The following is a 21,104-nucleotide window of genomic DNA, read 5'->3' on the forward strand; positions in this document are numbered from 1 at the left end:
CCTTTTCAGTATAGGGGAATGAGCGGGACTTCACAACATGATAAGGAGAATACATATGCAAAATCAGGAAGAATACAGTGAACTGCTGTACACAGAAGATGAATTATTGGTGGAGGTAAAAAAAGCGATCGCCGCTAGCGGGATGCCCGAGGTGTCCATCGCCCCCGGCTATGGCCGGCTGCTGACGATGCTGGTCCGCCTCTCACGGTCCACGCGCATTCTGGAAATCGGCGCACTGGGCGGATATAGCGGCATCTGCCTGTGCCGCGGCTTTGCCGGCAGCGGGCTGTTGACCTCGCTTGAGCTGAAGCCGGAGTATGCACAGCTGGCCCAGAGCCATCTGGCCAAGGCGGGCTTCGCTGATAACGCCGAATACAAAATCGGCCCCGCGCTGGACAGTCTTCAGCTGCTCGAAGCGGAGGGCCGGACCTTTGATTTCTTTTTCATCGATGCGGACAAGGAAAACTATCCGAACTATCTGGAGTATGCGATCCGGATGGCCTCACCGGGGGCGATTATCGCCGGAGATAACATCTTCCTGCGGGGACGCACGCTGAATACGGACAAGAACGGGCCGGCCGTACAGGCGATGCGCCGGTTCAACGAGATGATTGCCAGCGATGAACGGCTGACCAGCACGCTCCTGCCTGCCTATGACGGCCTGGCTCTGGCAATGGTGAAGTAAGCATCACAACCGGGCCTTAGCGGAACAACTGCTGCCGGCCGGGTTTGTACAGCTTAAGCCGCACCCAGACCGTGTTAATCAGCAGGAAGGCGCCGGAGATAATGAACAGGCCTTCGATTCCGATATAACCCGACAAAAAACCGCCGATTACCGCACCAAGCATATTGCCCAGGGCCAGCGTGCTGCTGTTGAAGCCGAAGGCCCTGCTTTCTTTCCCGTCAGGGGTATAGGAGCGGATCAGCGCGTTCACACTCGGCAGCAGCCCCCCCATGAACACCCCCATCAAGAACCGGACCACAATCAGCTGCCACACACTCGTCACAAAAGCCTGCGGAATCAAGAACAGCGCCGCTCCAATCAGTGCATACGTTAGAATGCGATGGGCCCCGACCTTGTCACTTAGCTTACCCAATAGCGGTGACGCCAGCATGTTAGAGATCCCGGTTACCGCACTGACCATTCCCGCCCAGAAGGCGATATTAACGGCTGATCCGTGCAGCTTCTCCACATAGATCGGCAGCAGCGACATCGGGCTGATCATCGCAAACTGCAGCAGAAAGGTAACACCGAACAATGCAGGCAGCTGCGGAACCTTGGCCAGCTCCTTAAAGCCCTCAAGTACAGACACCTGCGGAACTTTGGCAGCCTCAATACGGTTGAATTTTTCTTTTACCAGGAATAAGGCGAGCAGTGAAGCTACGAACAGCAAGGCACCGACAACATAAAAAATCGGCCGGAAGCCGATCCAGTCAGCAAGCAAGCCCCCGATGAGCGGTCCCAGGATGGTCCCGGCCACCGAGCCGGACTGCATCAGGCCCATGGCAAAGCCCATGCGGTGCTTGGGTGTCGTCCCTGACACCAGGGCGATAGAGGCCGGATTGAAGCCGGAGATCGTCCCGTTCAGCAGCCGGAGCAGCAATAGCTGCATCGGGGTCTGGGCGAAGCCCATCAGCACAATGACAATGGCCATACCGAAGCTGGAGCGCAGCAGCATGATTTTGCGGCCGTATTTATCGGCAAGCTTGCCCCACAGAGGCTGGAATATAAATGAGGTCAGAAAATTTGCGGCAAAAATAAGTCCGGCCCAGAGGCCGATCTCCCTGTCACCCGTGACACCCAAATCTTTGGCGAGATAAAGCGACAGGAACGGGGTAATCATAGTCATACCGGCATTTACAAGAAACTGGCCAAACCAAAGCACCATGAGGTTGATTTTCCAGGTCTCCCAATTCTTCAAAGTGCTTTCACTTCCTTTCAGCAGATTCAGATTATTTGCGAAAAAATTCACGAAAAATTGACATTCTATCAGTATATCATATATTTTCCTCTTTCCGGTGCAACACTTGTCATAGTAATGTCATTGGATTGTCATTCTAGGGCGGGTGAGAACGCTTGTTACCATCTTTTAAAAGGGGCATAATAAGTTATATGCGTGTGCAACTATCCTATCAAATCTAAATCTAATGGAGATCTTATCATGACCTACAATGACACTTTTATCCGCGCCTGCAGACGGCAGGAGACGGACCACGTTCCCGTATGGTACATGCGGCAAGCCGGCCGTTATGATCCCGAGTACCGTAAAATCAAGGAGAAATATTCGCTGCTCGAAATTTGCAGCCAGCCGGAGCTTGCGGCCGAAGTAACCTTGATGCCCGTGCGCAAGCTGGGTGTGGATGCGGCTATCCTGTATTCCGACATTATGAATCCGGTCGCTTCAATCGGTGTGAAGTTCGACATCGTTAAGAATATCGGCCCGGTCATCGAGAATCCCATTGCGACCGCTGCCGATGTAGACCGGCTGAAACCGATTGATGTGGAGGGTGATCTCAGCCATGTGCTGGAGACCATCGCTATTCTGGACAAGGAGCTTGATGTGCCGCTGATTACGTTTGCCGGCGCTCCGTTCACGATTGCCAGTTATCTGATAGAAGGCAGACCTTCCAAGAGCTATCACCGGACCAAGGAAATGATGTTCAGCCAGCCGCGTGTCTGGGAAAAGCTGATGGATAAGCTGGGCGATATGGTTATTGCTTACCTGCGGGCCCATGTAAAAAGCGGCGGCAAGGCATTCCAGCTGTTCGACAGCTGGGTAGGAGCGCTGGCCCCGCGTGATTTCGAGCGCTACGTGCTGCCAACGATTTCCCGTATTTTTGCCGAATTATCGGATCTTGATGTACCGAAAATTTATTTTCCCGGCGTCAGCTCTGGAGAACTCCTGCCTAGCCTTAAGGGACTGCAGACCGATGTAATCGGACTGGACTGGCGTGTAAGCCTTACTGAGGGCAGACGCAGAATCGGAGAGGGCTTTGCCGTTCAGGGCAACCTCGATCCTTACCTGCTGACTGCACCGATGGAGCTGCTTAAGGAGCGGGCGAAGGATCTGATCGACGAGGGCATACAGCAGCCGGGATATATTTTTAACCTGGGACACGGCTTATTTCCCGAGGCTTCGCTGGATACCCTAAGAGAGCTGACGGAATATATCCATGACTATTCGAAGCAGGCGCTGCAACAGGCGGCCAAGCCGCAAATCTAATACAAGGAGCTGGAATCCATGACTGCAAAAATTGGTGTACTTGTGATGTCCTACGGCACACCCGAGAGCCTGGACGGAGTTGAGGCGTATTACACTCATATCCGGCGCGGGCATGCCCCGACAGCAGAACAGCTCAAGGAGCTGAAGGACCGCTATGAAGCGATTGTCGGAGGCGTATTTCCGCTGCGGGAAAATACGAACCGGCAGGTTGAAGCACTGCAGGATGCACTGAACAAATCCGGCGGTGATGTAGAATATGTGTGCTATCAGGGACTGAAGCATGCCAAGCCTTTTATCGAGGACGGCGTGGAGGAGATGGTACGTGACGGCATCAGTCAGGCAGTTGGCATCGTCCTTGCCCCGCATTATTCGGTTATGAGTGTTGGAACTTATATTAAGCGGGCCCGAGAAAAAGCGGAAGCCTGCGGAATCATCATGGAATTCGTGGAAAGCTACCACCTGCATCCTGAGCTGGTTGATGTGCTCAGCCGCCGGGTGACGGCAAAGCTGGACCAGTTCGAAGAGACTGGTGCGGCGCGCGGGGATGTACGGGTGCTGTTCAGTGCCCACAGTCTGCCTGAACGTATTCTGGCAATGGGTGATCCTTACGTGGATCAGCTGCTTGCGACTTCGCAGGCCATTGCTGACCGGACGGGTGTGAGCAATTGGCAGTTCACCTGGCAGAGTGCGGGAAGAACGGCTGAGCCGTGGCTCGGTCCGGACATTCTTGATACCATGCGCGAGCTGGCCAAGAGCGAAGTGAAATATGTTTTGTCGGCACCGATCGGTTTCGTGTCCGACCATCTCGAAGTGCTGTACGATCTGGACATAGAGGCTCAGGATCTGGCTTCCGAGCTGGATTTGCGGCTCATGCGTATTGAGTCATTGAACAGCGATCCGGCCTATATGTCTGTTCTCAGCGATGTGGTCCGTGCCAAAGCGGGAGAATTAAAGGTGAACCAGCCATGACCGGTTCCCGCCGCAAAGTCGTGATTATCGGCGGAGGCCTCAGCGGCCTCAGCGCCGCTTTTTATGTGCGCAAGTATTACCGGGAGGCGGGGGTGCAGCCCGACATCGTGCTCCTGGAAAAGGAAAACGTCCTGGGCGGCAAAATTGAGACGCTGCAGCGTGAGGGCTTCGTTATCGAGAAAGGCCCGGATTCCTTTCTGGCCCGCAAAACAGCAATGGTCGAGCTGGCCCAGGAGCTGAAGCTTGATCATGAGCTGGTGACTACCAATCCAAATGCCAAGAAGACGTACATATTGCAAAAAGGCAAGCTGCATCCGATGCCTGCCGGACTTGTCCTTGGTATTCCAACCGAGCTTAAGCCGTTTCTGCAGAGCGGTCTTGTCTCCTTCAGCGGCAAAATGCGGGCCATGCTGGACTTCGTGCTCCCGCCGCGCCGGAGCAAGGAGGACGAGTCGCTGGGCGAGCTGATCGAGCGCCGCCTGGGGACAGAGGTGCTGGAGAACATGACCGAGCCGCTGCTGGCCGGAATTTATGCCGGCGATATGCGCAAGATCAGCCTCCAGGCAACCTTCCCGCAATTCGGAGAGGTGGAGCGCAAGTACGGAAGCCTGATCCGGGGAATGACCACCGGCCGCAAGCCGGTGGAGACCCATACCGGAACCAAGAAAAGTGCCTTCCTTACCTTCCGGGGTGGATTGCAAAGTCTTGTGCAGGCGCTGATACAGGAGCTGCACGATGTTGAGCAGCGGACCGGAACGGCTGCAGCGGCTATTAAAGAGAGCGGAATAACGGGAGCCTCGCGTTATTTGGTGCAGCTGGACAGCGGCGAAGTTCTGCAGGCGGATGATATTTTCGTTACCGTGCAGGATTTTGCCGCCGCAGGCCTGCTCCGTCCACATGTAGATGTGGCACCGCTGGAGGATGTTAACTATGTCTCCGTAGCCAATGTAGTACTGGCCTTTGCCAAGAAGGACATTGTTACTGAATATGACGGCTCGGGTTTCCTGGTTCCACGCAAAGAGGGACGGAATATAACGGCGTGCACCTGGACCTCGACCAAGTGGCTGCATACCAGCCCGGATGATAAGGTGCTGCTTCGCTGCTATGTCGGCCGCTCCGGGGATGAGCAGAACGTGGAGCTCCCCGACAAGGCGCTGACGGAGCTGGTGCTGAAGGATCTGAGGGAAATCATGGGGATTACTGCCAAACCGCTATTCTCGGAGATTACCCGGCTCCGCCGTTCCATGCCGCAATATCCGGTCGGCCACCCGGCGCGGATTGCCGGCCTGCGCAGTGAGCTGGGGCAGAAGCTGCCCGGCGTATACGCTTTTGGAGCAGGCTATGATGCCATCGGCCTGCCGGATTGCATCAGGCAGGCGAAGGAGGCCGCCGGGGCCGCCGCTGCCGGTTTACATAACCAGCCTAAGCTTGAGCCGGCGGTCAGATAAGGAGAAACGGTGAAGCCAGGCTTCACCGTTTTTTTTGTATTTGTCCATCCGGGCGTGGCCGGGTCAGATTAACGGAAAGTCCCGTTGAATCCGCCTATGCGCCGCTTACCAGCTCCATGAAAGGGAAAAATCCCTTTGAATCATGCGCATGAGCCACTTATTGGCTCCATGAAAGGGAAAAATCCCTTTGAATCATGCGCATGAGCCGCTTATTGGCTCCATGAAAGGGAAAAATCCCTTTGAATCACGCACATGAGCCGCTGATTGGCTCCATGAAAGGGAAAAATCCCTTTGAATCACGCGCATGAGCCGCTTACTGGTACCCTCAAAGGGAAAAATCCCTTTGAATCATGCGCATGAGCCGCTTACTGGTACCCTCAAAGGGAAAAATCCCTTTGATCACGCGCATGCGCCGCTGTCCGGGCCAGAGCCACTCCTATACATTATTTTAGTAGATTATATGCTGGACTTGGGTGGTTTGGAGGGCTGTGTATCAGGTATGCTATAATAGAAACACTTTATATATAAAGGAGATTATTTGTACCCATGTATCCACCGCGATCTCAGAGCCGGGAGAAAGACAAGCATAGCAGCAAACGCCGACGCAGAAGGGCTTGGGCATGGATCAATGTAAGTCTTTTATTATTGATTACCGCTATGTTAACTTATTATTTTGCCGGAAACGGCGGCAGTTCACCTGCAGCACAGCCTCCGCCGGCGGAGAGTACCGCCTCAGCGCCGCCATCATCAACGCCGGAGCTCCCGGCGGTTCAACCCTCAGCAACGGCTGATTTGCAGCCGGAAGCTAAAGTCACGCCGGAGCCGGTGCAGACGCCGGTTCCCGCTCCGGAAGCGACTCCGGCCCCATCGCCGTCCCCGGAGACGGCAGTAACGCCATCACCCCTACCGTCACCGGATAACAGCAAGCCGGATGATGAGCAGGGTAGCGGTGCTGCTCAGGGCGGTGCCACCTCGGGATTGCCTGAGGATGCCGGCGGGCAGACCGTTACTCTCAATTTTGCCGGAGACGTGATCTTTGCCGGTAAAGTGGCTGAGCTGCTGCAGAAGCAGGGCTACAATTATTCCTACTCCGCACTGGACGGGATGTTCAAGAAGGATGACCTTACGGTTGTGAATCTGGAAACTCCGATTACAACCGGCGGGGTTGGCGCTGCGGATAAGCAGTTTGTTTTCAAGGGAGCCCCGGAGGCGCTGGATGCGCTGAAATCTGCCGGTGTGGACGCGGTCAATCTGGCCAACAACCATACGCTGGACCAGGGAGAACAGGGGCTGTTGGATACCTTGAATCACCTCAATACAAGGGGAATCCCTTACGTTGGCGCCGGCAAAAACAGCAAGGAAGCCTACACCGCCCAGTATTTTGAGCGAAATGGAATCAAAATCGCCCTGCTGGGCTTCACCCGGGTCATTCCACGCAGTGACTGGACAGCCGGTGCCGGCAAGCCGGGCCTGGCCTCGGTTTATGACAATACGGAAGCGCTCAAGACGATATCAGCCGTGAAGCAAAAAGCCGACATCGTTGTGGTGGTGGTCCATTGGGGGAAGGAGCGGGTGGAGCAGTATGATTCCACGCAACAGACGCTGGGACGCAGCTTCATTGATGCCGGAGCGGATCTGGTCATAGGCGGGCATCCGCATGTCCTTCAGGGTATTGAGCCATACCATGGCAAGTGGATTGCTTACAGTACAGGCAATTTTATTTTTACCCGTTCCGCAACACCGGCCACCTGGGAAACGGCGGTCTTTCAGGCTGAGTGCAGCATCAAGGGCCAGTGCTCGCTGACGCTGCATCCGATGTATGCCGAGCTGGGCCGGCCGGTGCCGATGAATGATGCTGACGGGCAGCTGCTGCTGAACAAGGTACAATCCTTGTCTGCGGGCCTGATCAGTATCGGCAATGACGGGCGTGTTTCCCAGGCGGGCAGATAATAGCGGCAGGGTCCTGCATGAGCTGCCTTGCCTGCGGAAACCTTTTCCGGTGCCGGGTCAGACTACTTCTGCTGGAGGGATAGATGCTAATGCAAAACATATGTGTAGCCCATCGCGGGTTTTCCGGCAAAGCACCGGAGAATACATTAGCCGCCGTACGCATGGCGCTCGCCCTGCCTTTTGTCAGCTGGATGGAAATCGATGTGCAGCTGACCAGGGACGGTGTGCCCGTCGTCATTCATGACTTCACGCTGGACCGGACGACCAACGGGCACGGCAAGGTCAAGAATATGGATTTTGAGCCAATGAGGCGTCTGGATGCGGGAAGCTGGAAGGGGCGTGCTTTTCGCGGAGAAAAGGTGCCCTCACTGGAAGAAGTGCTTGAGCTGGCGTCCGGCAGGCTGAAGCTGAACATTGAACTGAAGACAAGCGGTGATATGTACCCCGGTCTGGAAAAGGCAGTTATCGACCTTGTCTCCTCCAAAGGCATGCGGGATGAGGTCGTCCTGACCTCGTTTGATGCAGGAGTCCTTAAACGGATTAAAGAGCTGGATACCCGCTTTCACACCGGATTGATCTACGATTCGCGGCTGGGTGACCCTGCGCGCAAGGTTAAGGAGCTGGACTGCTCCTTTCTGTCGATCAGCTTTGCCAGGTTAAGCCCGGGGCTGGCCCGTCTGCTTGCGGAGCGCGGGGTTAAAATGATGGCGTGGACTGTGGACAAAGCCAAGGAAATGCACCGTCTAGCCGAGATGCATTCGGATATTATGATCTGTACGAACCGTCCGGACATCTGGGGTGACACTTTTCTGAAAGCCTGAACGGATTCCAAATTTATCGGGAAAAGAGCTGAAGCTATAATGTGCGCTGATATTAACAATGTGTATTGCGTTGGACGGAACTACAGATTACATGCGGAGGAGCTGGGGAACAAAGTTCCTGCGGAGCCGCTGATTTTTCTAAAGCCTTCCCATGCTGCTGTGCCGCTGGATAAGGCCATTATCCATCTTCCCCAGAACGCCGGCCAGATCCATTATGAAGGTGAACTGGTTCTGCGCATTGCCCGTGATTATGTTCCCGGGATGAGTGTGGAGGAGCTGGTGGATGTAATGGCGCTTGGCCTGGACTTCACGCTGCGTGATGTACAGGAGGACCTAAAGAAGAAGGGGCTGCCCTGGACAGCGGCAAAAGGCTTCAAAAATGCCGCCCCGCTGACGCCCTACATCGCCTTACCTGAACAGGAGGAGCTGGAGGCTACTGACTTTACTGTGCGTAAAAACGGGGTTGAGGTACAGCGCGGCAATGTGAAGGATATGATTTTTTCGCTGCAGAAGATTGTTGAATTTATAGCGTCCCGGTACGGGCTTGGCAAAAATGATCTGATCTTCACAGGGACACCGGCAGGAGTCGGCCCCGTTGTTTCCGGTGATTCCTTCGAGCTGTTCTGGGGCGAGCGGCTGCTTGGCACCTGCATCATCGGATAAAGGAGCTGGCCGGTAATGGTGTCTTGGATAATTGGCGCCCTCGGCGCTATGCTGGTGGCTGGAGCGGCTTACCGCAAACGATCGCTCAGCTTCTCGGGGATGATCGCAGCCTTTGTTATGGGGACCGTTTATTTCGGGGCGGGCAATGCGTTCTGGTTCGGGATTCTGCTGATTTTTTTCATCTCCTCCAGCCTGCTTTCGAAGCTTCACCATGAGAACAAGGCAGAGCTTGAGCTGACCTATGACAAAACGGGAACGAGGGATGCCGGGCAGGTGTTTGCCAACGGCGGGATGGGTATGCTGCTGGTTCTGTTGAACGCAGTGTATCCTCTGGAGCTATGGGAGCTGCTGTTTATCGGCGTTATGGCTACCGTTACCTCGGATACCTGGGCGACCGAGATCGGCACACTGGCCGGGCGGCCGCCGCGGTCTGTGCTGACCGGCAAGGTGGTGCCGGCCGGTACCTCGGGCGGCGTCTCGCTCCCGGGCACGCTTGCCGCCGCAGCCGGCGGAGCCCTGATCGGCGCAGCCTCCTGGCTGCTGCGGGCGGTCTCCGGCATGGAAGAGCGCTCCTTCCTGCTGCTGACACTGGCAGGCCTCTTGGGCGGACTCGCCGGCGCGTTCGCCGACTCGCTCCTCGGGGCAACGGTGCAGCGGATGAACCGCTGCACCGTATGCGGCCGCGAAGTAGAAGCCTCGCGGCACTGCGGCCGGCCTACTGTGCATGCCAGAGGCTGGCGCTGGATGAACAATGATGCCGTCAACGCGCTCAGCACGCTGGCCGGCGGCGCTGCCGCCCTGCTGGTCAGCCTGCTCTGACGAAAAGCCGGCAGAATGCTCCTTAAAGGGGCACAGAGATTAAGATGTGGAGGTGAACCGGTTGGGCAGCACAGTAAGTCACAAGCATACAGCCATACTTGATGCCGGTTATGAGCTTTTCGGTTCAGGGGGCTTTTACGAGACGAAGATGTCAGAGGTGGCCGAGAAGGCGGGGATCGCCAAAGGGACGGTCTATCTGTATTTTAAAAGCAAGGAAGAGCTGTTTCTCGCTGTCACACGCCGTGATTGCGAAGGGTTCCTCGAGCAGCTGGATGTGAAGCTCAAGGCATGCGGCAGCCTGCAGGAGCAGCTTACGGTGATTGCCGGGCATCATCTGATGTACTATTATGAGCGCAAGCAGCACACGAAGCTCTTCTTCCGTGCCCCCAACAATCATTCCGAGCTGGTAGCTTATATGGCGCAATTTATGGAAGAATACATGCGGGCAGTGATGAGGGTGATGCAGGACAGCGGTGCTGCCGAGCCGGAGCTGCTGGCAGAGTCCTATATCGGCACGCTCGACAGACTCAAAATGGACATCATGCTGCGTCCCGGCTTCACAGAAGCGGATGCACGCAAACGGGCTGAATTTGCCGCAGGCCTGTTTATCCACGGTGCACTCGGCAACCGTCAGGAACATACCACACCAGAACGGGATTAAGACGAAGCGTAACCCGCTATTAAACTATAAGGCAAGTGAGGACAGAGCATGAATATTATGACAGTGGAGCATCTCTCCAAAAGCTACGGGGAGAAGGTGCTGTTCCAGGATGCCTCGTTCGGCATGGATGAGCGGGACAAGATCGGCGTTATTGGAGTGAACGGAACCGGGAAATCAACCTTTTTGAAAATAATCGCAGGTCTTGATACCGCAGACGAAGGGCAGATTGCCATCGGCAATGATGTACGTGTCCAGTATCTGGCCCAGAATCCGCCCTATGAGCCGGACCATACCGTTCTGCAGCAGGTGTTTGCAGGCGATGACCCGGATCTGCGGACGATGCGTGAATATATGGAGATTCTTTCCGGCATAGAAAAAGACCCCGGTAATACCGCTCTGGAAGCCGCCATGGTCCGGGCCAGCCAAAAAATAGATGCCGCCGGCATCTGGCATCTGGAGAGCGAGGCCAAAACCGTGCTGACCAAGCTGGGGATTACCCGGTTTGACGCACGGATGGGCACGCTGTCCGGCGGACAGCGCAAGCGGGTGGCACTTGCAGCCGCCCTGATTACCCCGTCAGAGCTGCTGATTCTGGATGAGCCTACCAACCATATTGATACCGACTCGGTAGCCTGGCTGGAGCAGTATCTGCAGAAGCGCCGCGGTGCGCTGCTGATGATTACGCATGACCGCTATTTCCTGGAACGCGTAGCCAGTGTAATGCTGGAGCTGGACGGCGGCCGCCTGTTCCGCTATGAAGCGAACTATTCGCGGTTTCTGGAGCTGAAGGCTGAACGCGAGGAGCGTGAAGCGTCCGAAGAGCAGAAGCGCAAAAATCTGCTGCGCACCGAGCTGGCCTGGATCCGCCGCGGAGCCAAGGCGCGCACGACGAAGCAGAAAGCGAGAATCGACAGGTTCGAGAAGCTGAAGGACAGTGTGGGCGGCAGTTCCGCCGGTTCTATGGATATTTCGGTGGCCTCAACCCGGCTGGGCCGCAAGATTATTGAGCTGAAGGATCTGACCATGTCGATGGACGGGCGGACCCTCATCAAGGACCTGACCTATATTGCCGTTCCGCAGGACCGGGTCGGGATTGTCGGCCCGAATGGCAGCGGCAAGTCAACACTGCTTAACCTGATTGCCGGGAAGCTTCAGCCGGACAGCGGTGAGGTACAGCTGGGGGCAACGGTCAAGCTGGGCTACTTCACCCAGGAGCATCAGGATATGGATGATACGATGCGGGTTATTGAATATGTAAAAGAAGAAGCGGAAATCGTACGCACGGCCGACGGCAGCGTGATTACAGCCGGACAGATGCTGGAGCGCTTCCTGTTCCCGCCTGCGATGCAGTGGACACCGATAGCCAAGCTGTCCGGCGGCGAAAAAAGACGGCTGTACCTGCTGCGTGTGCTCATGGGCGCGCCCAATGTGCTGCTGCTGGATGAGCCTACGAATGACTTGGACATCGGCACACTGGCGATACTGGAAGACTATCTGGATGAATTCCCGGGTGTAGTCTTCACGGTATCCCATGACCGGTACTTCCTCGACCGCACCATTGATAAGCTGATCGCATTCGAGAACGGCACCATCCGGCTGCATGTCGGCGATTACACCGAGTATGAGGAATGGCTGGCCAAGAATGTACCTGCCGGTAACGACGGGGCAGCCAAGAAAAGCGCAGTCCAGGAATCCTCTGCTGTAGCGGCACCTCCGGTGAGAGAAAAGGTTAAGTTCACCTTCAAAGAACAAAAGGAATACGAAACCATCGACGAAATGATTGAGCAGGCCGAGCAGCATCTCGTTGAACTTTCTGCGAAAATGGAAGCGGCCTTCGCCGATTCGGCGACCCTGCAGGAGCTTGTTGAACAGCAGAAGCAGGGTGAGGCGGAGCTGGAGCGTCTGATGGAGCGCTGGACGTATCTCAACGAGCTGGCAGAGCGGATTGCCGGCAAATAAATTCCGGCGCATACAGCACTTTGCAGGTCAGGAGGCAACAATCATGGATACCAGGATGCAGGATGCGATAGTCCTGCGTGAGGCCGGCCGGGCAGAAGAAGCGAGGGTGCTTCTGCTGGATTTACTTGCGGTAAACAGCAAGGATGCCGGCGCTGATACGGATGCCGAATTGCTGTACCAGCTGGCCTGGACGCATGATGTGCTTGGACTTGAGCGGGAGGCTGTTCCTTATTATGAGCAGAGCCTTGCTATAGGACTGCCTACGGAGCAGCGGGCGGGTGCTCTACTTGGGTTAGGCAGTACGTATCGGACACTGGGCGAGTACACCCGTGCCAAAACACTGCTGCAGCAAGGGGCGGAAGAATTCCCGGAACGGGCAGAATTCAAAGCATTTCTTGCGATGGCGTTATATAACCTGAGAGAGCACGGTGAAGGTACCGGGATGCTGCTCCGGTTGCTTGCCGATACATCCGAAAGTCCGGGCATCCGGGAGTACCGTAAAGCTATCTCATTCTATGCAGACAAGCTGGACAAGATATGGCCTTAACCTTTCGTTAGCAATCAAAAAAACAAGCTGAGACCAGAGTAACTGGTGTTCAGCTTGTTTTTTTGTGGTCACTGAGGTTGTCAGCGTGAATAATGCAGAACCGGCAGCCGTGCTGCCAGATCCTGCATCCTCTCCGTTAATCCCTTATCTTCTTATTAACTCAAGCTAATTCAGTCCGCTATTTCCCGCCCGCTACAGCAATCATCTGCACGACCGGGCGGGAGTCGCCGGTCAGTACTATTTCATCGGCATTCAGCTGCGAGGAGCCGTCTCCGTCGAGGAAGATCCCTTCCCGGCCTTCACCGGGAACGGCGTCCAGCACGGCCAGGCGGAATTCCTCGGCCGTACAGAGCGTAGGCGTGACGATCAGCCACACCTTCCCGTCCCTGTCATAGACAAGCCCCGAGCGCATGCGCTGCTCCTCAGCAAAGGGCAGATGCTCGGCCGTACTTGCGGCCTTCCACAGCGCCTCCCGCTGCAGATTCATGCTGATCCCGCCCTGGGCCCAGTAGCGGCCGCGGTCGGTGACAGCCAGCTCGTCGCCGGAGGACACGGTCTGGACCGACAGCCTGCCGGCAGCGCCGTCCCAGACCAGCGTGCCGCGGGCATACTTGGCATTGAACCAGCCGGAGCCGTAGGCTCCCTTGTCCCCGTTAACAGGGACATCATTCATGATCGCTACAGACAGAAGATCTGTGCCGTAGAAGAAGCCGCCGTTAATCCCGTAGGCGGCAATCTGGCGCAGGGGCAGGCCGTCGGCCCGCAGGACAACGTCCTCGGGAGATACTGCCAGCATATGCAGCTGCACTTTGCCTGGGCTCTTCGTTTCCAGATATTCATAGCTGTGCGGGAGCCCGCTGAAAACCTCCTGCGGCTGCTTGTCCGGCTTATTGAGCAGAGCCGCCACAGCCAGAATCAGCAGCACAAGGAGGGCGAGCAGGGCAGAGCCAAGCTGCCAGCGTCTGCGCTCCCACAGCAGCCGCCATTTACGGTCTGCTGGTTCAGTTGGTGCCGACATAGGCGGCCAGCAGCTTGGCTGTGTTCAGGACAGCCTGCTTATGCGTACGCTCCATGGAGTGGGAAGCATGCACACCCGGCCCGATCAGCGCGCCGCGGATATTGTTGCCGCCGCGCAGTGCAGCCGAAGCGTCTGAGCCGTATTGCGGATAGATGTCTACCGCAAAAGGGATAGCCAGGCTGTTCGCCAGCTCAATCAGACGTCCGGTCATGGCGTAGTCATAAGGTCCGGAGGAATCCTTGGCGCAAATGGAGACGTCCGTTTCCTTACAGCTGAGATCATCGCCCATGGCGCCCATGTCTACTGCGATGAATTCGCTGATATTACCTGGTATCCACGACGTGCCGTGGCCGACCTCTTCATAGTTGGAGATCAGCAGGGCGAGGTTGTGCAGCGGCTTCCAGCCTTCGCGCTTAATGCTTTCCAGCAGTCCGAACAGGGCGGCTACACTGGCTTTGTCGTCCAGATGGCGTGATTTGATGTACCCGCTTGGTGTAATAACCGCCCGCGCATCAAAGGAGATGAAGTCCCCGACAGCAATGCCTAGCTTAAGCACATCGTCTTTGGTTGAAACCAGCTCGTCAATCCGGACCTCCATGTTTTCTTCGGCACGTTTGAAATCACGCGCGTCGGCGTAAACATGCACAGAAGGGTGGCTGGTCAGAATCGTACCGGTGTAGGTCAGGCCGCTGCGGGTATGAATGACGCAATATTCATTCTCGATGCTGTTCATGGTAAAACCGCCGACAGAGGTCAGGCGCAGCGTTCCGTTTGGCTTGATCGAGCGGACCATGGCGCCAAGCGTATCCACATGGGCGCTGATGCCGATAGTGCGGGAAGGGTCGAGTCCCGGTACGGTGAGGATGACGCCGCCTTTTTCATTCCAGCTGAGCGGAACGTTCAGAGCCGCGGCTTCCTCTGCCACCACCCGCATGACTTCAGCGGTAAACCCGCTGGGGCTCGGGGTGTCGAGCAATTTTTTGAGCAGGGATAGAATGTAGTCTTCATTAGGCTGAATTGTAAGCATAGGTTAAAATCCTCCATTCATCATTTAGGATAAGGTAGTAACAGGTAATCAGACTGTCTCATCCGGCAGCGGCTGCATGGAGTCAAGCGAATGATCCGCATCGCGCAGCTTGGACAACTCTGCATTAAGCGCCTTGATCTGCTTTTGCAGCTTGTACTGGCGGAAAATCCCGTAGGAGCCGACGATAATGCCGCCGATCAGGGCACAGCCCAGTATGACGAGGATCAGCGGAATGCTGATCTGATCGAAGCCGAAATTAACCTGAACCGGATCGACATTAATGACTGCAAACACAGCTGTAATCAGTGCGAATATCAGACCGAGAATAAGCGACCATTGAAATTTCATAATATTTTTTACCCCCCATGGACGAGAATGACAAATATAAATCCCCTGCCCGCAGAGGGCAAGGGATTACAGCAGGATTAAGCGGCTTGTTCAGGCTTTATTTGGTCAATTGCTCCATCTGCTCGATAACACTCTCGAATACACTCATTGCTTCGCGGATCGGCTCCGGAGAGGACATATCGACACCGGCCTTGGCCAGGATGTTGATGGAATAATCGCTGCCCCCGCTCTTCAGGAAGCCGAGGTAACGGTCCACTGCCGGCTTGCCTTCCTCCAGGATCTGCTTGGAGAAGCTGGTTGCTGCCGAGAAGCCAGTAGCGTATTTGTAAACATAGAAGCTGTTGTAGAAATGCGGAATCCGCGCCCACTCCATCTCGATGTCTTTATCTACTACCATATCTGCACCGTAATATTTAACGTTAAGATCGTAGTAGATGGCCGACAGATCCTGAGGAGTCAATGATTCTCCTTCCTCTGCACGCTGGTGGATTATTTTCTCGAATTCAGCGAACATCGTCTGGCGGAACACTGTGGTCCGGAATTGGTCGGCGTAGTAGGTCAGCAGGTACATTTTTTCCTTAGGATCAGTCGACTTGTTCAGCAGATAGTCCATCAGCAGCGCCTCATTGGTGGTAGAAGCCACTTCCGCAAGGAAAATGGTATATTGTGCGTCACGGTATTTCAGTGCATTGTCCGAATAGTACGAATGCAGGGCGTGACCCATTTCGTGCGCCAGTGTGAACATGCTGTTCAAGTTGTCGTTATGGTTCAGCAGGACATAAGGGTGAGTGCCGTAAGCCCCCCAGCTGTATGCGCCGGTGCGTTTGTTCTCATTCTCGTAGATGTCGATCCAGCCGTTGTCATATCCTTCCTGCAGCACATTCAGATAATCGTCGCCGAGCGGCTTCAGGCCTTCCTTGGTGATCTGCTTCGCTTCTTCAAAAGTAATATCCAGCTTATATTCGTCCACAAGCGGAGCGAACAGGTCGTACATATGTAATTCATCAACGCCGAGCAGCTTCTGGCGCAGCTTCATGTAGCGGTGCATCAGCGGCAGGCTTTCGTGAATGGTGTCAATCAGATTAGTGTATACTTCCTTCGGAATATTATCGCCGTACAGCGACATTTCCAGAACAGACGGATATTTGCGTACCCGTGAGTAAAACACATTCTTGTTCACGTTCGCGCTAAGTGTAGCGGCAATCGTGTTCTTTTGCTTGGCATAGGTTTCATAAACAGCTTTAAAGGCATTCCTGCGCACTTCGCGGTCCGGGCTTTCCAGGAACTGAATATAGCTGCCGTGGGTCAGCTCGACTTCCTTGCCTTCCTCGTTCTTGATCTTGGGGAATTTAAGGTCAGCATTGTTCAGCATGCCAAAAATGTTCTGCGGCGCCTGTGAAATGTTGCCAACCTGGGCCAGCAGTGCTTCTTCAGCCTTGGAAAGGACATGGGCCTTTTCACGTTTCATTTCATTCAGTGTAAAGGCGTAAGCGGAGAGGGTAGGGTCAGCAATGAACTGATCCAGCTTTTCTACCGGCAGGGCCAGGATTTCCGGTGTTACAAAAGACAGCGCCTCTCCGGCTTCGACACTGAGCTTCTTGGCCTTCTGGGTAAGAGCCTGATAAGTAGGGGCTGCAGTATCCTCATCCTGGCGCATATGCGCGTATACATAGAGCCGTTCAGTCAGCAGTGACAGCTCATCATCCAGCTCAAAGCAGGCTTTGAGCTCTTCTGCCGAATCCAGCTTACCCTGAAAGGCGGAGGCTTTCTTGATCAGCGCTTTTGCTTCATTGTATTCCTTATCCCATTGTTCCTGTGATGCAAACATATCTTCCAGCTTCCAGCGGTTCTCGGCAGGCACTTCACTTCTCTTTAATAACTGTTCCATGGAAATCCTCCTTAAATGATGGGATGTAGCAGGCATAGAATTCTGTGCTGCAGCGTTTGAGGAGCCGACCGGCAGCAGGCTCAATGCCAGCAGAAGACGAAGAGATCTGGCGGTAAAGGACATTACTTAGGCCTCCTGGATCATAGAGTCGGCTTAGTATGCCCTGCCAGTTTCTGATTATGTTCTTCTTAACAAGAGTTATGCCAGCAGGCTATAAATAATGAAGATAAAGGCGAGAGCAATCAGAATGACTGCAGTCAGAGCCATACCGCGCTTCAGGCGCGGCGGCAGTTTGTCCTTACTCATAATAAGAACGGCTCCGAGGCAGAGGACCACAACGATATAAATAACCAGACTTTCGTTATTCATACCAGCCTATACCTGTTTAAACGCTGCGATAATATTTTTGTATTCTTCTTCGTTGTCTTTATAGGACTCTTTATTGAAGCGGTTGTTCACCCATTCCATCATGGCCGGACGGCTCATAAAGGTATGCGTTTCTTCTCCCCACTGGTCGGAAATTTCCCTGAGGATAATGTAGCGTCCCTGAACCTCGACGGTCATCATATTCCATTTGTCTGTTTTGTATATTTCGTGTTTTTTGATCATATCATTACCACCCTGGCGATTTTTGGCTTTTGGCTCAATGATAACGCACCGGGGAAGTGAAAAGCAAATTAAATCACTAATATAGGGAAAAAGTGGATTGCTTTGCAGGAATAGTTGGGGTATAATGTAAGCATACGCCATATATGGCGGTATTTTTAGGAGGTTGTTCATTTGAAAGGTACAGTAAAATGGTTTAACGCAGAAAAAGGTTATGGTTTCCTTCAGGTAGAAGGCGGCGAAGATGTATTCGTTCACTTCTCAGCTATCCAAGGCGACGGCTTCAAGACTTTGGATGAAGGCCAAGCGGTTGAATTCGACATCACTGACGGTAACCGCGGTCCTCAAGCAGCTAACGTAGTTAAATTATAAGAAACGGCTGGACAGTTTGCTGTCAGCTGCAATATATATTTGATTTATGGCAGGCACTTGCAAGAGTGGTAACCATCAACTTACAAAGTACACAGTTCTCTCGGGAACTGTGTTTTTTTGTGCCATGGAAGTCCTCGCCGCCGCTGGCGGACAGCAAGGACCGGGATATGGCTAGAGTGTTGCCTTTTGTGAGGGGAGAACTTCCGGAGGCGGCGGTGCGATGGCGGGCTCTGATTCCGGCGGTACTGCGGGAATGACTCTTTTGCGGAAATAGCTCCGCGAAGGTCCTCCGATATCCAGCAGATGCTTGGTGATAAAGCCGATGAATGCAAGCACAGAGAAGAGGGTTGCCACCAGATAGAAAATGCGGCGTCCGGCATCCTCGTAGATCAGACCGCCGAAAGTTCCGCTGAGCAGACCGGAAGCGCTGGACCAGACTACGGTGAATAGCGCCAGGCCGGTTGCCCGGAGATGATCGGGAATAACTCTTGTAATGTAGCGGACCGCCGTCACATAGAAAATGCCGAACGAAATGCTGTGCAGAGCCTGAATCGCAATGATGGCGCCCGGGTGGTCAGCAAGCGACATAAACAGAAAGCGCATTCCATACATGAGACTGGCAAAAGCGAGCAGTGGCAGCTCCTTGAACCGTTCACCGTATTTACTGAGCAAAAAGAAGATGGGGATCTCACTCAGCGCGGATGCGAGCAGCGCCCAGCCGATTACGTCGTCGCCGGCGTTCATGCTCTTGAGGCTAAGCGTCAGAAAAGCTTCATTCATCCGGTGCCCGAGGGCCAGGATAAAGACACAGCCGAAGAACCACAGCACTTCCTTTTGCAGCAAAATCTCCTTCAGGCCGTTGCTCTTTACAGCGGGTTTAGGAGAAGGGCCTGCATTACCGTCCGCCTCAGGAGAACGTTTGACATCCTTTAATCCAATGGAAATAAGCAGGGCTGCTATAATAATAACGATACATACGCCAATGCTGTAAGAGGAGCCGAGCGCTCTCAGCACATAACCGATAGTAAGGGCAAAAAAAGAATAGCCGAGTGAGCCGAACACACGGATAGCTATAAAGTTCCGCCCATGCCGCTGGGCAACTTTTATCGCCATGGTGTCCGCCAGAGGGAAAACAGGGTAATAGAAGAAATAGAATAAGGATATTATAAGCATTACCATAGAAAAATCAGTAGCTTTCGCCAGCATAATAGCGGTGACCATTTGTCCTGCCAGCAGAATAGCCATAATTTTTTTGATTGTTCCGAGCCGGTCACTCATCATGCTCCAGAACAGATTGGACAAGATGGAGATCAGCGGGCCGAGGGAATACAGCAGTCCCACCTGCGTGCTGCTGAAGCCGAGATGGGTGTAAAAAAGCGGAAAATAAGAGACCACCAGTACACTGGTGCCGAAAAGGGTGAAGATGAAGGAACGCAGCCAATTCTGATCGCTGTACTGGCTGCCGGTCCGTCCTGATTCCATGTGTTTGCACTCCTTGGGGTATCAAATACGCTCAGTATAGCATAAAGGCCATACCTGATGTTTGTTAAAAGTTTGTTAAACTGGGGCGATTTCTGAATATTTCAAGGTTTTGCGAAAGTGATTTTGTTGTTTGTACAAAAACGTTCCGCATATTATAATAATGATGATTTGGATAAGGAGACAACAATGTGGAGGCACTGTCATTGAATGAATTTGAGCAAGGCCGTAACCTAAGCCCGCGCGGTCCGATAGGGCTTATGAGCCGGGTTTATAAGTACGTGCTGCCGGAAGTCCGGGAGTGTCTGCACTCCTGGCGTGAGGATGCAGATGGGATTCCCGATCCCGAGCTCCGGAAACAAGCGCTTGCCAGCATTGAAACCAAACAGTTTCATTGTGAAGGCGGCGGAATTTATGCCGCCGGCAATTTGTCGATGAGACATATACTGATTCCGCTTATTGTCGCCTATCAAACGATCAGTGATTATCTGGATAATCTGTGTGACCGCAGCACCTCGCTTGATCCGGCCGATTTCAGGCTGCTGCATCAGTCGATGCTGGATGCAATCAGACCGGATGCCGAACCCGTCAATTACTATGCGCTGCGCAGCGAACAGAATGACGGGGGATACCTGCGCAGGCTGGTCCGCAAGTGCCAGGAGATGACTGCGCTTTTACCGGGCTACGCTGCAGCTGCTGAAGAGATTTATGATCTCGCTGTGCTATATACAGATCTGCAGGTGTACAAGCATATCCGCCCCGAGCTCAGGGAAGATGCTCTGAAGGAATGGTGGGCTGTGGAAGGCAAGCGTGCCCCCCATCTTCACTGGAATGAATTTGCGGCGGCCACCGGCTCTACGCTGGGGGTGTTTATGCTGTTTCTGTCTGCGTGTGACCCCCGTCTGGACAAGTCGAAAGCGGCTTCGATCCGTGCTGCTTACTTTCCGCATGTCTGCGGGCTGCACATTATGCTGGACTATCTCATTGATCAGGATGAAGACCGGGCCGGCGGTGACCTCAATTTCTGCAATTATTACGACAATACTGATACCATGCTGAATCGGATTGCTTCCATCGTGGAGTGGGCCCGCAAGGATGTCCGGAGTCTGCCTGAGAACTCAATGCATCGGATGGTTATCGAGGGGCTTCTGGCACTTTATTTATCCGATCCAAAAGTCAGCGAACAGCGGGAGGTTCGTTCGGTATCCAAACGGCTGATGAGAAGAAGCCCGCTTACCAGATTGTTCTTCTTCGTCAACAGCCGCTGGATCCGCAAGCACATGTACTAAGGCTGCGGGGCTTAAT

General features: G+C 54.2%; 20 protein-coding genes. 13 read left to right on the top strand and 7 right to left on the bottom strand.

Features of this window, described 5'->3' with window-relative positions:
- Positions 1–55: 55 nt before the first annotated feature.
- Entirely contained in the window at positions 56–685 is a 630-nt protein-coding gene (locus tag AC4G46_RS11555; RefSeq protein WP_491128055.1) for an O-methyltransferase, read from the top strand.
- Positions 686–701: 16 nt separating this feature from the next.
- Here the strand turns inward: AC4G46_RS11555 and AC4G46_RS11560 are convergent, their stop codons facing one another.
- The gene (locus AC4G46_RS11560; RefSeq protein ID WP_491128849.1) at positions 702–1,922 is read right to left on the bottom strand and encodes an MFS transporter; all 1,221 of its coding nucleotides are present in this window, start codon (positions 1,920–1,922) and stop codon (positions 702–704) included.
- Between the two features lie 240 nt (positions 1,923–2,162).
- Here AC4G46_RS11560 and hemE point away from each other — a divergent pair, with 240 nt between their 5' ends.
- The 10 genes from hemE (at position 2,163) to AC4G46_RS11610 (ending at position 13,061) form a co-directional block, all read left to right on the top strand.
- Positions 2,163–3,224: a uroporphyrinogen decarboxylase gene (gene hemE / locus AC4G46_RS11565; RefSeq protein ID WP_491128056.1), complete on the top strand. Its 1,062-nt coding sequence runs from the start codon at positions 2,163–2,165 to the stop codon at positions 3,222–3,224.
- Positions 3,225–3,242: 18 nt separating this feature from the next.
- Complete coding sequence (gene hemH / locus AC4G46_RS11570; RefSeq protein ID WP_491128057.1) at positions 3,243–4,193, top strand: ferrochelatase; 951 nt, start codon at positions 3,243–3,245, stop codon at positions 4,191–4,193.
- Positions 4,190–5,641, top strand: a complete 1,452-nt coding sequence (hemG, locus tag AC4G46_RS11575; protein WP_491128058.1) for a protoporphyrinogen oxidase — start codon at positions 4,190–4,192, stop codon at positions 5,639–5,641. The genes hemH and hemG overlap by 4 nt, the downstream gene beginning before the upstream one ends.
- Positions 5,642–6,298: 657 nt before the next feature.
- Positions 6,299–7,591 (top strand): CapA family protein, encoded by a 1,293-nt coding sequence (locus AC4G46_RS11580; RefSeq protein WP_491128059.1) that lies wholly within the window; start codon positions 6,299–6,301, stop codon positions 7,589–7,591.
- An 89-nt stretch (positions 7,592–7,680) separates the two neighbouring features.
- Complete coding sequence (locus tag AC4G46_RS11585; protein ID WP_491128060.1) at positions 7,681–8,412, top strand: glycerophosphodiester phosphodiesterase; 732 nt, start codon at positions 7,681–7,683, stop codon at positions 8,410–8,412.
- Positions 8,413–8,451: 39 nt separating this feature from the next.
- Positions 8,452–9,075, top strand: coding sequence for a fumarylacetoacetate hydrolase family protein (locus tag AC4G46_RS11590; RefSeq protein WP_068727893.1), 624 nt, complete (start codon positions 8,452–8,454; stop codon positions 9,073–9,075).
- Positions 9,076–9,093: 18 nt separating this feature from the next.
- Complete coding sequence (locus AC4G46_RS11595; protein ID WP_491128850.1) at positions 9,094–9,894, top strand: DUF92 domain-containing protein; 801 nt, start codon at positions 9,094–9,096, stop codon at positions 9,892–9,894.
- A 61-nt stretch (positions 9,895–9,955) separates the two neighbouring features.
- The gene (locus AC4G46_RS11600; protein ID WP_491128061.1) at positions 9,956–10,555 is read left to right on the top strand and encodes a TetR/AcrR family transcriptional regulator; all 600 of its coding nucleotides are present in this window, start codon (positions 9,956–9,958) and stop codon (positions 10,553–10,555) included.
- Positions 10,556–10,603: 48 nt separating this feature from the next.
- Positions 10,604–12,514: an ABC-F family ATP-binding cassette domain-containing protein gene (locus AC4G46_RS11605; RefSeq protein WP_491128062.1), complete on the top strand. Its 1,911-nt coding sequence runs from the start codon at positions 10,604–10,606 to the stop codon at positions 12,512–12,514.
- A gap of 43 nt (positions 12,515–12,557) precedes the next feature.
- Positions 12,558–13,061 carry a tetratricopeptide repeat protein gene (locus tag AC4G46_RS11610; protein WP_491128063.1) on the top strand — a complete coding sequence of 168 codons (504 nt, stop codon included), beginning with the start codon at positions 12,558–12,560 and terminating at the stop codon, positions 13,059–13,061.
- A gap of 178 nt (positions 13,062–13,239) precedes the next feature.
- Here the strand turns inward: AC4G46_RS11610 and AC4G46_RS11615 are convergent, their stop codons facing one another.
- From AC4G46_RS11615 to AC4G46_RS11635, 5 genes are all read right to left on the bottom strand, one after another.
- On the bottom strand, positions 13,240–14,079 hold the full coding sequence (locus AC4G46_RS11615; RefSeq protein ID WP_491128064.1) for a hypothetical protein: 840 nt from the start codon (positions 14,077–14,079) through the stop codon (positions 13,240–13,242).
- Positions 14,063–15,106 carry a M42 family metallopeptidase gene (locus tag AC4G46_RS11620; RefSeq protein WP_491128065.1) on the bottom strand — a complete coding sequence of 348 codons (1,044 nt, stop codon included), beginning with the start codon at positions 15,104–15,106 and terminating at the stop codon, positions 14,063–14,065. The genes AC4G46_RS11615 and AC4G46_RS11620 overlap by 17 nt, the downstream gene beginning before the upstream one ends.
- 48 nt (positions 15,107–15,154) lie before the next feature.
- Complete coding sequence (locus tag AC4G46_RS11625) at positions 15,155–15,454, bottom strand: LapA family protein (RefSeq protein WP_491128066.1); 300 nt, start codon at positions 15,452–15,454, stop codon at positions 15,155–15,157.
- Between the two features lie 97 nt (positions 15,455–15,551).
- Complete coding sequence (gene pepF, locus AC4G46_RS11630) at positions 15,552–17,342, bottom strand: oligoendopeptidase F (RefSeq protein WP_491128067.1); 1,791 nt, start codon at positions 17,340–17,342, stop codon at positions 15,552–15,554.
- A 375-nt stretch (positions 17,343–17,717) separates the two neighbouring features.
- On the bottom strand, positions 17,718–17,951 hold the full coding sequence (locus AC4G46_RS11635; RefSeq protein ID WP_039872008.1) for a hypothetical protein: 234 nt from the start codon (positions 17,949–17,951) through the stop codon (positions 17,718–17,720).
- Between the two features lie 171 nt (positions 17,952–18,122).
- Here AC4G46_RS11635 and AC4G46_RS11640 point away from each other — a divergent pair, with 171 nt between their 5' ends.
- Positions 18,123–18,320: a cold shock domain-containing protein gene (locus AC4G46_RS11640; protein ID WP_019911834.1), complete on the top strand. Its 198-nt coding sequence runs from the start codon at positions 18,123–18,125 to the stop codon at positions 18,318–18,320.
- A 171-nt stretch (positions 18,321–18,491) separates the two neighbouring features.
- Here the strand turns inward: AC4G46_RS11640 and AC4G46_RS11645 are convergent, their stop codons facing one another.
- The gene (locus AC4G46_RS11645) at positions 18,492–19,802 is read right to left on the bottom strand and encodes an MFS transporter (RefSeq protein ID WP_491128068.1); all 1,311 of its coding nucleotides are present in this window, start codon (positions 19,800–19,802) and stop codon (positions 18,492–18,494) included.
- A 203-nt stretch (positions 19,803–20,005) separates the two neighbouring features.
- Here AC4G46_RS11645 and AC4G46_RS11650 point away from each other — a divergent pair, with 203 nt between their 5' ends.
- Positions 20,006–21,088 carry a tetraprenyl-beta-curcumene synthase family protein gene (locus tag AC4G46_RS11650; RefSeq protein WP_491128851.1) on the top strand — a complete coding sequence of 361 codons (1,083 nt, stop codon included), beginning with the start codon at positions 20,006–20,008 and terminating at the stop codon, positions 21,086–21,088.
- Positions 21,089–21,104: the final 16 nt, after the last annotated feature.

The sequence above is a fragment of the Paenibacillus sp. fava2 genome (assembly GCF_058313675.1).

Excerpts from the sequence above, each read along its gene's own strand:
- AC4G46_RS11610 (WP_491128063.1), top strand. The coding sequence starts at position 12,558 with ATGGATACCAGGATGCAGGATGCGATAGTCCTGCGTGAGGCCGGCCGG.
- AC4G46_RS11580 (WP_491128059.1), top strand. The coding sequence starts at position 6,299 with ATGTTAACTTATTATTTTGCCGGAAACGGCGGCAGTTCACCTGCAGCA.
- AC4G46_RS11620 (WP_491128065.1), bottom strand. The coding sequence starts at position 15,106 with ATGCTTACAATTCAGCCTAATGAAGACTACATTCTATCCCTGCTCAAA.
- AC4G46_RS11625 (WP_491128066.1), bottom strand. The coding sequence starts at position 15,454 with ATGAAATTTCAATGGTCGCTTATTCTCGGTCTGATATTCGCACTGATT.
- hemE (WP_491128056.1), top strand. The coding sequence starts at position 2,163 with ATGACCTACAATGACACTTTTATCCGCGCCTGCAGACGGCAGGAGACG.
- hemH (WP_491128057.1), top strand. The coding sequence starts at position 3,243 with ATGACTGCAAAAATTGGTGTACTTGTGATGTCCTACGGCACACCCGAG.
- AC4G46_RS11615 (WP_491128064.1), bottom strand. The coding sequence starts at position 14,079 with ATGTCGGCACCAACTGAACCAGCAGACCGTAAATGGCGGCTGCTGTGG.
- hemG (WP_491128058.1), top strand. The coding sequence starts at position 4,190 with ATGACCGGTTCCCGCCGCAAAGTCGTGATTATCGGCGGAGGCCTCAGC.
- AC4G46_RS11635 (WP_039872008.1), bottom strand. The coding sequence starts at position 17,951 with ATGATCAAAAAACACGAAATATACAAAACAGACAAATGGAATATGATG.
- pepF (WP_491128067.1), bottom strand. The coding sequence starts at position 17,342 with ATGGAACAGTTATTAAAGAGAAGTGAAGTGCCTGCCGAGAACCGCTGG.
- AC4G46_RS11645 (WP_491128068.1), bottom strand. The coding sequence starts at position 19,802 with ATGGAATCAGGACGGACCGGCAGCCAGTACAGCGATCAGAATTGGCTG.
- AC4G46_RS11555 (WP_491128055.1), top strand. The coding sequence starts at position 56 with ATGCAAAATCAGGAAGAATACAGTGAACTGCTGTACACAGAAGATGAA.
- AC4G46_RS11585 (WP_491128060.1), top strand. The coding sequence starts at position 7,681 with ATGCAAAACATATGTGTAGCCCATCGCGGGTTTTCCGGCAAAGCACCG.
- AC4G46_RS11590 (WP_068727893.1), top strand. The coding sequence starts at position 8,452 with ATGTGCGCTGATATTAACAATGTGTATTGCGTTGGACGGAACTACAGA.
- AC4G46_RS11605 (WP_491128062.1), top strand. The coding sequence starts at position 10,604 with ATGAATATTATGACAGTGGAGCATCTCTCCAAAAGCTACGGGGAGAAG.